Origin of the sequence: Ilyomonas limi (assembly GCF_005233845.1) — a bacterium.
GTDB lineage: Bacteria > Bacteroidota > Bacteroidia > Chitinophagales > Chitinophagaceae > Ilyomonas > Ilyomonas limi.
This window is the reverse complement of record NZ_SZQL01000002.1, coordinates 90,619-104,448: the sequence shown is the minus strand read 5'-3', so window position 1 is coordinate 104,448 and position 13,830 is coordinate 90,619. Positions and strand designations below refer to the sequence as shown.

General features: G+C 41.5%; 9 protein-coding genes. 5 read left to right on the top strand and 4 right to left on the bottom strand.

Going from position 1 to position 13,830, the window contains the following annotated elements:
* Window positions 1–61: 61 nt before the first annotated feature.
* Window positions 62–289 (top strand): hypothetical protein, encoded by a 228-nt coding sequence (locus FC093_RS03780; RefSeq protein WP_137260425.1) that lies wholly within the window; start codon window positions 62–64, stop codon window positions 287–289.
* A 614-nt stretch (window positions 290–903) separates the two neighbouring features.
* Here the strand turns inward: FC093_RS03780 and FC093_RS03775 are convergent.
* From FC093_RS03775 to glmS, 3 genes are all read right to left on the bottom strand, one after another.
* On the bottom strand, window positions 904–2,142 hold the full coding sequence (locus tag FC093_RS03775) for an ABC transporter permease (RefSeq protein WP_137260424.1): 1,239 nt from the start codon (window positions 2,140–2,142) through the stop codon (window positions 904–906).
* Between the two features lie 184 nt (window positions 2,143–2,326).
* Entirely contained in the window at window positions 2,327–3,622 is a 1,296-nt protein-coding gene (thrC, locus tag FC093_RS03770; protein WP_137260423.1) for a threonine synthase, read from the bottom strand.
* Window positions 3,623–3,897: 275 nt separating this feature from the next.
* Window positions 3,898–5,733 carry a glutamine--fructose-6-phosphate transaminase (isomerizing) gene (gene glmS / locus FC093_RS03765; RefSeq protein WP_137260422.1) on the bottom strand — a complete coding sequence of 612 codons (1,836 nt, stop codon included), beginning with the start codon at window positions 5,731–5,733 and terminating at the stop codon, window positions 3,898–3,900.
* Between the two features lie 61 nt (window positions 5,734–5,794).
* Here glmS and FC093_RS03760 point away from each other — a divergent pair, with 61 nt between their 5' ends.
* Window positions 5,795–6,397: a GNAT family N-acetyltransferase gene (locus tag FC093_RS03760; protein ID WP_137260421.1), complete on the top strand. Its 603-nt coding sequence runs from the start codon at window positions 5,795–5,797 to the stop codon at window positions 6,395–6,397.
* Window positions 6,398–6,848: 451 nt separating this feature from the next.
* On the opposite strand, the gene glmM is transcribed toward FC093_RS03760, so the two are convergent.
* On the bottom strand, window positions 6,849–8,231 hold the full coding sequence (glmM, locus tag FC093_RS03755) for a phosphoglucosamine mutase (RefSeq protein ID WP_137260420.1): 1,383 nt from the start codon (window positions 8,229–8,231) through the stop codon (window positions 6,849–6,851).
* 312 nt (window positions 8,232–8,543) lie between these two features.
* On the opposite strand from glmM, the gene FC093_RS03750 reads away from it, so the two are divergent.
* From FC093_RS03750 to FC093_RS03740, 3 genes are all read left to right on the top strand, one after another.
* Complete coding sequence (locus FC093_RS03750) at window positions 8,544–10,949, top strand: 3-hydroxyacyl-CoA dehydrogenase/enoyl-CoA hydratase family protein (RefSeq protein ID WP_137260419.1); 2,406 nt, start codon at window positions 8,544–8,546, stop codon at window positions 10,947–10,949.
* A 301-nt stretch (window positions 10,950–11,250) separates the two neighbouring features.
* Window positions 11,251–12,027: an ABC transporter ATP-binding protein gene (locus FC093_RS03745; protein ID WP_137260418.1), complete on the top strand. Its 777-nt coding sequence runs from the start codon at window positions 11,251–11,253 to the stop codon at window positions 12,025–12,027.
* A gap of 5 nt (window positions 12,028–12,032) precedes the next feature.
* On the top strand, window positions 12,033–13,745 hold the full coding sequence (locus tag FC093_RS03740) for a hypothetical protein (RefSeq protein WP_137260417.1): 1,713 nt from the start codon (window positions 12,033–12,035) through the stop codon (window positions 13,743–13,745).
* Window positions 13,746–13,830: the final 85 nt, after the last annotated feature.

The window sequence follows — 13,830 nt, the reverse complement described above, 5'->3', positions numbered from 1 at the left end:
AATACACATCCCGGTAGCCGAAAAGGGATTTTTTGAGAGTAGGCAGCTAAAAACCTATTGTATGAACAAATCATTTCAGATTTTGGTGTATGTATTTTCCGTTATCGCAGGCGGATTGATGTTTATCTTTACCAGTGACGGGCATATTTTAAAAATATGCATTGCCTGCAATTCTTTTGTAGAAGACATTTTTGGCATTGCCTCCATCGTTCTTGGTGTGATAGGTTTGTCGGGAACTATTTTCTCCAGAAAAACGGAATTGAACAGCAGATATACCAGCAATGCATAAGCAGGCTTTTACTATTGCCTGTTCCCGTTCTACTTCGCATTTTCACCACGATATTAGGAATAAAGGCTCCATAAAGGTATCCGAAACATGGTACATTGTTCCTTCTGCCAGTTCAATTCCAAAATTAAAAGGCTTTTATCTCCCGTTAATACGGCACAGGCATCAACTTAATTGGAGAATAAAGGCTGATTGAGAGCATTAGGGAATTTGCAAAAGAGGTTCAGACAAGGGAGTAAAATAAAACAGAAGCAGTTACTTGTAATAAAATCATCCTCACAAGATGAAAACAAGCAACTGCTTAAGGAGCAAAGTAAAAGAGCAGTTAAAGCAGTTTTTCAATATGGGTATCATTAATCCTTTAAGCGGGCAGGTTTGTTTTGCGTAAAGCATTTAAGATAACCCATTTGCATTTGCAATGGATTTAATCCAAAGCTGTTGCAGGCGTTGTAATATTTAGAGATATTTAAATGTAATACAATTTTAATCTTGATTTATGTTCTACTTATAGGTTCTGCACAAAGTGACCGCTGGTTTCAAATTTGTGTAAGTACGCATGGGTGGCATTTGCAGAATGATGCGTACAATTACTATAATTTAATTTGATAAAGTTTTGCCTACTTAAACTGTATTGCCTTTACCGGCTTGATGGCTTTTACAAACAGCGTTGGCAGGAGTAAAGCAATATAACACACCACCAGCGTAGCCGCACATACCACTGCCACCTGCCACCAGATAATCACCACCGGTGCTTCGCTTACATAATAGGCACTTTCATCGAGTTTAATGAAGCCGGTGTATTGCTGTAATAAACACAAGCCAACGCCGCCCACCAAGCCAATGATAATACCACTGCCAGCTATTAAAGTAGCATAGTATAAAAATATCTTTTGTATCGTCCAGTCAGTACTGCCTACGGCTTTTAGGATGCCTACCATTCGCGTGCGTTCCAGCACCAGTATTAATAAACAGGTTATTAAATTGATAATCGCCACTACCGACATTACTATGAATATTACATCCCTGTTTACATCCTGAATGCTTAACCAATCAAAAATATTAGGATATACATCTTTAATCGGCCGGCTTATCCATGCACCAGGCAGTTGATATTTGTCGTACAGCATTTCATTTACTGTATCTGCTTTGTGATAGTCTTTCAAAAAAACTTCATAGCCACCAATCTCATCATTGCTCCAGTTGTTTATCCTCCGCAACAATCGCAAATCGGTTAATGCAAATAGTTTATCATATTCTTCAATACCGGTTTTATAAATGCCGCATACATTCATTTTGCGCACGGTACTCTTGCCTTCCGATGCTGTTATAAAATACACCTGCACGGTATCATTTACTTTTATCCCTAACTCCAATGCTATCTGTTGTGAAATCACAATGTCTTTGGAGTACAAACTATCATTAAAATTAATCCATCTTCCTGCTTTTAAAAACTGTTGCAGGTTGCTGAAGTCGTAATCACTTTCCACCCCTTTTATCAGCAGACCTTCAATTTCCGATTTATAACTGATAACCGCGCTTTTGGTAGCAAAAGCCTGTATCGTTTTTATTTCGGGTACCTTACGAAGTACGCGTAATACTGTATCGTTTTTTTGCAGCGGCGTTTCTTCTGCTGTTATAGCTTTGTCCTGTTCAAACTGCTGCACGCGCAGGTGCCCCCAAAAGCTGTACACTTTATTGGCTACCGTTTGCTGAAAGCCGGTAACAAAAGCGATGGTAATAATCATGGCGGCGATACTCAAAGCGGTAGCCGCAGTTGCCAGCCTGATAATGAAGCGGGAAAAAGATTTTTGCCTGTTAAAAGCAATGCGTTGGGCGATGAAAGTAGCAACATTCATGATGTTGGGGCGAAACTACGATTTTATGTTTGCTCACAGATGTTCGATTGCCTCACCTGTCCGGTTCAAAAACCTGGCAAATTAAAGATTACAGATACTGGATGGTAAAATATATGTTTCACCTCACTCACACCTCACCATTCACACCTCGCAAAAAGCATCTGTACTTCTGTGAGCAACTTATTTATTTATTCAACAACCACTCTTTCAAATCATTAAAATCTGCATTCATTCGAATGCTTTTTTTCTCCAGCTTTAGTAAGTGGGCAGCACTTTCCGGCACGGCAACCGGACTGCCGGTTACTGCTTCTACTACATCAGGAAATTTAACCGGATGCGCTGTTTCCAGTAAAATGCCATACCAATCATTGTGTTCCTGTAAGTACTCGTTTAAAGCTTTATAAGCAACCGCACCATGCGGGTCTAAGGTGTATTGATATTTTTTATACACATCACTAAGTATTCTTTTCGTTTCCTCATCGCTCACTGTTACGCTGCTTACTTTCTCCTTTAGTTGTGGAAGCTGGTGCTGAAACAATTCCAGTATTCTAATGAAATTGCTGGGATTGCCTACATCCATTGCATTAGAAATGGTGGCAACGGATGGTTTAGGCTGATAATTGCCGGTTTGTAAAAATTGTGGTACTACATCATTAGCGTTGCAGGCTGCAATAAAATGCTGTACCGGCAAGCCGGAAATGTGGGCTAAAATACCGGCGCAAATATTGCCAAAGTTGCCGCTTGGTACGCAAATTACGGGCAACCCGTTGTCGTGCCATTGCTGTAAGGCAAAGAAATAGTACAACTGTTGTGGCAGCCAGCGCGCTACATTTATAGAGTTGGCAGAAGTAAGAATGAGTGTATTGTTTAAATCTTTATCGGCAAAAGCCTGCTTTACCATTGCCTGGCAATCATCAAAAGTGCCGTTGATTTCCAGTGCGGTAATGTTTTGTCCGCAGGTGGTAAGCTGCAGTTCCTGCACCGTGCTTACTTTTCCCGAAGGGTACAAGATCACCACATCCACACCTTCTACACCCAAAAAACCATTGGCAACTGCGCCGCCGGTATCGCCGGAAGTGGCTACAAGTACGGTTGTTTTTTGATCTTTATTTCTATTAAAAAAACCCAGGCAACGGCTCATAAACCGCGCACCTACATCTTTAAAAGCGAGCGTGGGACCATGAAACAATTCCAGCGAATAAATGTTATCATTGATTTTTACCAGAGGAAAATCGAAACTAACTGTTTCGCTTACAATGCGTTCCAGTTCATTATCATCGAGGCTGCCCGCTACATAAGGTTTCATCACTTCTACACCAATTTCTTCTTTGGTGTGCCTGCTGATGTTTTTTATAAAATTGTGCGATAACGTAGGAATTCTTTCGGGAAAATAAAGTCCTTTATCAGGAGCCTGTCCGCGTATGGTAGCTTCTTCAAAAGTTACAGATGGTGACTGCCTGTTGAGACTGTAATAGTTCATGGGATAAAATAAAATAAATAATCCGACTAAAAGCCGGAGCGCAAAGTTGCTCTTTTTTGGTAAACAAATCTTAATTGCACACAGATGATACGGATCGAAACACTGATTGGAAAAGATTATTTAATACACGGATTGCACGAACTCTTTTGATACACAGATAAGATAGCTGCGGCGCGGATAAGGGATTTATTAAGTGAATGAATCAGTTTAATCAGCAGTTCTCACCAGTATAATCATTATCCAAGGTAAATCCGTGTCATCCGTGTACTGTATCATTATTCCACTGTTACACTCTTTGCTAAGTTTCTCGGTTTATCTACATCCAAATCTTTTGCAATGCCAATGTAATAAGCTAATAATTGCAACGGAATTACACTCAGCATGGGTGCAACAATTTCGTCTGCCGCAGGTACAGCTATTACATCATCTGCCAGTGTAGGGATAACGGCATCACCTTCAGTGATAATGGCGATTATTTTTCCCTTACGTGCTTTTATTTCCTGCATGTTGCTTACAATCTTTTCGTGATATGCGTCTTTTGTAGCAACAAATACTACAGGCAGGTTTTCATCTACCAACGCTATTGGTCCGTGTTTCATTTCGGCAGCAGCATACCCTTCGGCATGGATGTAAGTAATTTCTTTCAGTTTTAATGCACCTTCCAATGCAACCGGGAAGTTATATCCACGACCGAGATATAAAAAGTCGCGCGCGTCTTTATATTTTTTTGCTAATGCTTTTATTGCCTCATTTTGCTGCAGCACCAGTTCTACCTTTTCAGGTATGTCGGCTAATTCTTTGCACAATGCCTGAAAGCGTTCGATAGACAATGAGCCTTTTGCATGTCCAATCTTTAAGGCTACCATCGTGAGCACGGCAAGTTGAGCGGTAAAGGCTTTGGTACTGGCAACACCGATCTCCGGACCTGCATGCGTGTAAGCGCCGGCGTGGGAAACCCGCGCAATGGAAGAACCAACTACGTTTACAATACCCAAAATAATGGCACCTTTTTCTTTTGCATTTTCAATAGCAACCAACGTATCTGCTGTTTCGCCACTTTGCGAAACAGCAATGATCACATCGCCTTTATTCACCACCGGGTTGCGGTAGCGAAATTCAGAAGCATATTCCACCTCCACTGGTATGCGACAGGTTTCTTCAATAATGTATTCGGCTATTAAACCGGCATGCCAGCTGGTGCCGCAGGCAACAATAATAATGCGTGGCGCATTCATAATTTGTTGCGCATATTTATCAATGCCACTCATAACGATGTTAGGTACATTGGCATCTAACCTTCCGCGCAGGCAATCATATATCGTATTAGGTTGTTCAAAAATTTCTTTTAACATGAAGTGTTCGTAACCACCTTTTTCTATGGCTGCCAACTCCATGTTGAGTTTGGTAATGAATGGTGTTTGTTTATCATTACCCAAATTCTTCAACACCAGTTCATCGGGTTTTACAATGGCTATTTCATAATCATTTACATACACCACTTCTTTCGTGTATTCAATTATCGGTGAAGCATCAGAGGCAAGAAAATGTTCGCCCTTGCCAATACCAATCACCAGAGGACTTCCTTTTCTGGCAGCAATAATGGTTTCGGGATCATCTCTGTGAATGAGCAAGATACAATAAGCGCCCACCACTCTTCGCAATGCAATACGCACGGCTTCTTCCAATAGGCAGCCGCTCTCTTTTTTTACTTCTTCAATAAAGTTGAGCAACACTTCAGTGTCTGTATCACTTTTAAAAGTATAGCCTTTCTTTACCAACTCTTGTTTTAGCTGTACATAATTTTCAATGATGCCATTGTGTATCATTGCCAACTCGCCGCTTTGCGAAAGGTGCGGATGGGCATTGCGGTCGCAAGGCTCGCCATGTGTAGCCCAGCGGGTATGACCAATGCCAATATAACTGTGAACATCTTTGCCAATCACATTGTTTTCCAACTCGGCTACTTTTCCGGCTTTTTTATACACTTTTAAATTGCCGTTTTGCAGCGCCACACCGGCACTGTCGTAGCCACGATATTCCAGTCTTTTCAATCCTTTTAAGATAACAGGATAGGCTTCCCGCCAGCCTGTGTAACCAATAATTCCACACATAATAGTTTAGGTTTGATGTAAGAATAATAATTTTATCGCATCATCATGCGCAAACAAAAATATGACTATTGACTTCAACTGCAACAACGACTATATTTTAGAAGATGAACGCGTACTTCTGCGTCCTTTGGAAGAAGACGATTATGAATTACTATTACCTTTTGCCTTGCAGGAGCCGGATTTGTGGACCTATTCGCTGGTAAGTCCTGCCGGCGAAGCAGGTATGCAATCGTATATTTTGCAGGCATTAAGAGCCCGCGCCGAATGCAGGGAATATCCGTTTGTCGTATATGATAAAAAGACGGAACAATATGCCGGCAGCACCCGTTTTTATGATATTCAACCGCAGCATAAAACGTTGCAATTGGGATATACCTGGTACGGAAAAGCATTTCAACGCACCGGCTTAAACCGTCATTGCAAATACCTGATGCTGTCTTTTGCTTTTGAAGACATAGGTATGGAACGGGTGGAGTTCAGGGCAGATCATAACAATGCCAAAAGTATTGCCGCCATGAAAGCCATTGGCTGCACAGTGGAAGGGGTGTTGAGAAGTAACCTGCCCATGTATGATGGCACACGCAGGAATTCTATTGTGTTGAGTATTTTAAAAGAGGAGTGGTTTAGCAGGGTGAAGAAAGAGTTGATGGTGAAAATGTATTGAATTAATGCACGTTTTAATTCGGTATTGTGTAATTTAACTCTAATTGTTTTATTTCTTACCGGATACGGGGCATACACGTTTTAATTTTATATGCTGTTACTGAGCTCCGCAGGAGCGATATGTTAGCAGAAAAACACGCTAATAAAATCATCAGCTCCGTAGAAGTGATACCTTTACAATAGCGGCATCAAACATATCGCTTCTAAAGGGTTTGTGATCGTTATGTTGTTATTCCTACTGCTAACTTATAGTCCTTACAGGGCTATAATACGGCTTAACTACTACAAACGCTGACAGGGTTTAGAACCCTGTCAGCGTTATATCAAAAATTCATGTTTAAAATTGTTTATCCATATGCTATAAAAAAGGCTCCGAAACTGTAAAAATTTCGGAGCCTGTATAATATAGACCTTGGTAGACCTCTGTGTCTCAAAAAACGTTCAACAAAAAATTAAATATTCTCCTTGATATCCTGCATCAATTTTCTCGCAATATTATCGGCGGTTGTTTCAAAACTACTTTCTGCATAAATACGGATGATTGGTTCGGTATTGCTGGTACGGAGATGCACCCAGTCTTTATCAAATTCTATCTTCAATCCATCATCAGTATTGGAAGGATTGTTTTTGTATTTCTGTTGAATGCGGTCAAAAATATCCTGCACATTCACGCTTTTGCCTAAATCAATTTTGTTTTTGCTGATAAAATAATCCGGGTAATTGCGTCTTAATTGTTTGATGCTTTTTTTACTTTTTGCCAACAGACTTAAAAACAGAGCGATACCAATCAAAGCATCTCTGCCATAATGCAAATCGGGAACAATAATGCCGCCGTTACCCTCACCGCCAATTACTGCATCTACAGCTTTCATTTTATTCACCACATTCACTTCGCCAACAGCACTGGGGTAGTATTCACCACCATTTTTTAGTGTAATATCTTTCAACGCGCGGGTAGAACTCATGTTGCTTACGGTGTTGCCTTTGCGGTGTTGCAGTATATAATCTGCCACGGCAACTAATGTATATTCTTCGCCAAAAAAAGAACCGTCTTCGCATACAAAACAAAGCCGGTCCACATCGGGGTCAATGGCAATGCCAAGGTCTGCTTTTTCTTTGTTTACTTCGGTTGATAAGCCGGTAAGGTGTTGTGGTAAGGGCTCGGGGTTGTGGGCAAATTTGCCATTGACTTCTCCATTGAGTACAATTACGTTTTCCACACCCAATTTCTTAAGCAATGGTGGCACTGCCAATGCACCCGTACTGTTAATAGCATCTACCACAATCTTAAAATTGCGTGCTTTGATGGCCGCTATATCCACCAGTTCATAATTCAATACGGTTTCTATATGTTTATCAAGGAAAGTATCGTTTACGGTAGTGGTTCCCAATTTATCTACCGGTACAAAATTGTACTCATCATTAGCTGCAATTTCCAATATTCTTTGCCCGTCCTCGCTACTCAAAAATTCGCCTTTGTTGTTCAGCAGTTTTAGTGCATTCCATTCCTTTGGGTTGTGACTCGCGGTGAGAATAATACCACCCGCTGCCGCTTCAAACAAAACCGCCATTTCAATCGTTGGCGTGGTGCTCAATCCGGCATCAATTACGTTCAGGCCTACAGCATTCAAAGTACTTACTACCAACTGCTGCACCATGGCGCCGCTTACTCTTCCATCTCTGCCTACCACAATATTTTTGTTGGGATGTTCCTGTTGCAAAATCCAGGTGCCGTAAGCGGCTGTAAATTTCACAATATCAATAGGGCTAAGGGTTTCGCCAGGCTTCCCGCCAATGGTGCCTCTAATTCCCGAAATACTTTTTATCAACGGCATAAGTTCAGTTTGCTTTAGCTATGCAACAAACATAAGGTAAAAATTATCGTCATGCAAAAGTCGTTTTTGCAATGGATATTCTTGCTTAAAAACCAATAGCTTATATAACTGCCATACTTTTCTGTAAGTATGTGGCAAAATTTATTTGACATACAGGCACAAACGAGAGATAACCCAGGGCTTCAGTCTTAGTTGATTGTACACATACTTATTGTATAAATACCTCGCATTGATAACGCTTTGACGCCTTGTATTTCCCTTATCTTCGTTTTATCACTTTATTGTTGCCCGGAAATCTTATAAACGAACTATATGAAACGTACTATAAAAAAAGTAGCTGTGTTAGGCAGTGGCATCATGGGCTCGCGCATTGCCTGTTTGTTTGCAGGTATTGGTGTACAGGTATTATTGTTGGATATAGTGCCAAAAGAAGCTACAGAAAGTACCAATGTTTTAGCAAGGAATAAGGTGGTAAATGATGCGTTGCAGGCTGCCATCAAAAGCAATCCTTCGCCGGTATATACGCCCGATGTAGTAAAGCGTATTACCACCGGCAACTTTGATGATAACCTGAAAGACATTGCTGCCTGCGATTGGGTGATAGAAGTAGTGGTGGAACGATTGGATATAAAACGCTCATTATACGAGAAAGTAGAACAATATCGCAAAAAAGGCACGCTTGTTACCTCCAACACTTCCGGCATTCCCATTCACCTGTTGGCAGAGGGTAGGAGTGAAGATTTTAAAAAACATTTTTGCGGCACGCACTTCTTCAATCCGCCACGCTATTTGCGCCTGCTCGAGATTATTCCTACAAAAGACACCGACCAATCAGTTACAAATTTCCTCCTGCACTATGGCGATTTGTATTTGGGCAAAACAACGGTGCTGGCAAAAGATACACCCGCGTTTATTGCTAACCGTGTAGGCGTGTTTGGCATCATGAATATCTTTCATGTAATGCAAAAACTAGGATTGAATATTGATGAAGTGGATGCGTTGACAGGTCCTGTTATTGGTCGCCCCAAATCGGCTACTTTTCGAACCGCAGATGTGGTGGGCATTGATACAATGGTAAAGGTAGCGAAGGATTTGAGGAACAACCTGCCGGATGATGAAGCTAAAGAGATGTTTGTTATCCCGGCATGGCTGGAAAAGATTGTTACCAATAATTGGCTGGGCGATAAAACTGGAGGAGGTTTTTTTAAGAAAATAAAACTACCACTTGCCGAAGGCAGCCCCGAAGAACAAAAGCGCGATACGGAGATACAAACGTTGAACTTAGATACTTTTGAATATGCGCCCCGCAATAAACCAAAATTTGCAACACTTGATGCGGTTAAGCCAATAGAAGACGTGCGGCAGCGCATTCCTGTGTTGTTCGCTGGTACTGATAAGGCAGGGGAGTTTTACGGGCAACTGTTTTATGCACTGTTTTCTTATATTTCTTACCGCATACCCGAAATAAGTGATGAAAGCTACCGCATAGATGACGCCATGAAAGCTGGCTTTGGATGGGAGATAGGTGCGTTTGAAACCTGGGATTTGCTGGGTGTAGCAAAAACTGCGGAAATGATGAAAGCGGCAGGTTTTACGTATGCTTCGTGGGTAGATGAAATGCTGGCTGCCGGTAATACTTCTTTTTATAAAACAGAAAAAGGTAAACGGTTGTATTATGATATTCCTTCTAAAACATATCAACTCATTCCTGGTACCGGGGTGTTTATTGTTTTGAGTAATTATACCGATAAGGTTGTTTGGAAAAACAGCCATGCAGCTTTGTATGATATTGGCGATGAAGTAGTGGCGTTGCAATGGAATACCAAAATGAACTCCATTGGCAGCGAAGTGTTGGACGCTGCAAACAAAAGCATTGCCATAGCCGAAGAAAAGTACAAAGGTTTGGTGATTGCCAATGATGGCGCCAACTTTAGTGCAGGTGCCAATGTAGGTATGATTTTCATGTTTGCAGTGGAACAGGAATACGACGAATTAGACCTTGCTATCCGTATGTTTCAAAATACCGTAATGCGGGTAAGATATTCTTCTGTTCCGGTGGTGATTGCACCGCATGGCTTAACCCTGGGCGGCGGTTGCGAAATGAATTTGCATGCCGATAAAGTGTGCGCTGCTGCGGAAACATATATTGGTTTGGTAGAGCTTGGCGTGGGGCTAATACCCGGTGGTGGTGGCACCAAAGAATTTGTGCTGCGCGCTGCTGATGAAATGCATGAAGACGAGCCGGAAACCATTACGCTGAAAAACCGTTTTCTCACCATTGCCACTGCTAAAGTAGCTACATCAGCATTGGAAGCATATAGCCTGGGCATCTTACGCAAAGGGTTGGATGAAGTAGTAATGAATCAAAACCGTCGCATTACCGAAGCAAAAAGAAGTGTGCTGGAAATGTATGATAGCGGCTATGTGATGCCTGTACCGCGTAAGGACATCAAAGTATTGGGGAAAAGTGCATTGGGTGCGCTGCTGGTGGGCGTTAATGGAATGCAGCGTGCCGGTTATGCCACCGCACATGATGCGCTGGTAGCACGTAAATTAGCGTACGTTATGTGCGGTGGCGATTTGAGCGAGCAAAGCCTGGTAAGTGAACAATATCTGCTCGACTTAGAACGTGAAGCTTTTCTTTCACTTTGCGGCGAGCGCAAAACATTGGAGCGGTTGCAAAGTGTATTAAAAACAGGCAAGCCGGTCAGAAATTGACGTAGATTTGGGGAGATTGACAAGATGAGCAGGATGAAGAAAGGTTGCTTAATTACTTCGCGGCTTGTGATATACTTTTGAAAGCTACAGGAATATCCTTATTGCTTTGCGTGCCTCAGCGCTTAAACTCATGTTCCTCTGCGATGAAAAACGTACTTGCTTAAAAGCTCAGGCATGTAGAGGTGTTGACGTGAGTGACACACCAATACCTCAATAGTAGCACTGCAGTTCGTAACATCATAAAAATAACTGTTGCTTTAGCAACGGTATTCCTGTTACATTTGGCTATTTAATTCAATCAATGAAACCCATCATCAGTATGCGTCACCTGCGCAAAAGTTATGGCAGCAAGCAGGTGCTCAAAGACATTTCGCTGGACATTTATCCCGGTCAGGTAATCGGTTATATTGGCTCGAATGGCGCTGGCAAGAGCACTACCGTTAAAATTTTGTGCGGGCTGATAAGCGATTATGAAGGCGAAGTATATGTTAATGACATCAACCTGAAAGAAGATGTGTTGTCGGTAAAGGGCAGCATTGGTTATGTACCCGAAATGGCAGAACTGTATGATATGCTCACGCCATCGGAGTTCCTGCAATTTACCGGCAGTTTGTATGGGATGAGAGCAGAAGTTATAAGCGAGCGCATACAACGCATGATGACTGCATTTGGAATGGAGCAAAATATTCATCAGCGGATGGATAGTTTTAGCAAAGGCATGCGGCAAAAAGTGCTGATTATTTCAGGATTGCTGCACAATCCAAACATTATTATCCTCGATGAACCGCTAAGCGGATTGGATGCAAATAGTGTGATTATTATTAAGGAATTAATCAGCCGGCTGGCAAAAGAAGGCAAGACCATTTTTTATTGCAGCCACATGATGGATATTGTAGAAAAAGTAAGCGACCGCATTGTGCTCATCAGCGATGGAACCATAATAGCCGATGGTTCTTTTGAAGAACTGAAACTACAACAAGGCAACAAAAGCCTGGAGCAGATTTTCTCTAATCTTACTGCCAACAACTCGCTCAGCGGCGTAGCCGATGAATTATTTAATGCTATTGAACAGTCGTAATCTTTATGAACATTATCAATACAATCTTACTCAGGCTGGTGCTGCTGCCGAGGAAACTATACAAAAAGTTGGGCATAGATACCGCGCAACTTCAAACTATTGTATCTGCCAAACTGCTGATAGACGACCGGCGACCGAATACGTTTCAGCAGGCAGGCGGCAAGCGCAAAAAGCAGGCAGCCACCAAAGCTACTTTAGGCACTATGTTGGTGAGTGTAATACTAGGGGCTATGTTTATGTTTTCCTTTTCCGTAGGAAACAATATTACAACACAGCTTACGCTGTTTTTTTCCATGTTCATTTTTATGCTGGCTGCTACGCTTATTTCCGATTTTACTTCGGTACTGATAGACGTGCGTGATAACTACATTATACTGCCCAAACCGGTGAATGATAAAACAGTTGTTGTTGCAAGATTACTGCACATTTTTATACATATATGTAAGATTGTATTGCCGATGGTATTGCCGGGCGTCATCTTTATGTTTGTTGAGCGAGGTGTTACAGCAGGATTGCTCCTGTTTATACTATCCTTGTTTGCAGTGCTGTTTACGTTGTTTTTAATCAATGCCATTTATATTCTTATTCTTCGTATTACCACACCCCAAAAGTTTCAGAATGTTATCTCTTATTTTCAGATAGTATTTGCTATTGTATTGTATGCCAGCTATCAGTTCATACCAAGAGTAATGGGTTCAATGGAAAATATAAACATTAATTTTTCCAACTACCCGGCTATGCTGCTGGCGCCACCTTATTGGTTTGCGGTGGCGTGGCATACTTTATATACTTTATCGGGCAATGCGGTTACGGTTGCATTAACCGTATGCAGCTTTTTAATTCCCGTGTTGTGTATGATAGTAGTAGTAAAATATTTTGCGCCGAGCTTTAATAAAAAATTGGCACTCATTTCCAGTTCCGATGCAGGCAGCACACCTGTTGCTAAAAAGATAACAAAGCAACCTGCTGCTACTTATTCGCAATGGCTGGCAAACCTTTTTACCAAAAGCAGTGCAGAGCGGACCGGCTTTTTGTTTACGTGGAAAATGACTGCCCGCAGCAAAGATTTTAAAATAAAAGTATATCCATCGGCAGGTTATCTGGTGGTGTATGTTTTTTTGATGTTTTTTAATATGCACCATTTTTCATTACAAAGTTTGCAAAGCGATTCATCACAAAGCAGAGGCATTATTGTGCTTGCATTGTACATGACCAGCCTGCTGGTATTGATGGCGCTTAACCAGATGATTTATTCGGAAAAATTCAAAGCAGTATGGATATTTTATACAGCACCCGTTGCCGAACCTGGAGCCGTTATCAGCGGAGCGGTAAAGAGTGTTATTTTAAAGTTTTATATGCCGGTGATTTTGATAATTGCGTGCACGGGCTTTGCACTGATCGGTGTTCCGTTTTTGCCCAATTTATTATTGGCAGTTTTAAATGTTATTTTTGTTAGTGCAATGTCGGCTTATCTTAGTTTTAAAGCGTTGCCATTCTCCAGACCGCAAAACACCAGCCAGCAATCGGGCAGCTTTATAAAAAACCTGTTCAGGATGGTGATATTAATTGTACTGGGCGTAATACATTATCTGCTGTATCCTGTAACACCGGTCATTATTATTTTAGCCATACTGGCTGCCATTGCTACCTGGTATGTGATGGATAGTATCAAAAAGACAGGCTGGAGCCAATTAACTGCCGCTGAAAATATATTGTAATTAATAACTCTACTTAGGCCAGTATGTTGCAGTTGCTGGATTTTTAAATAATTAAAACGCACCTTTTTAAATCTCTTTTATCCAA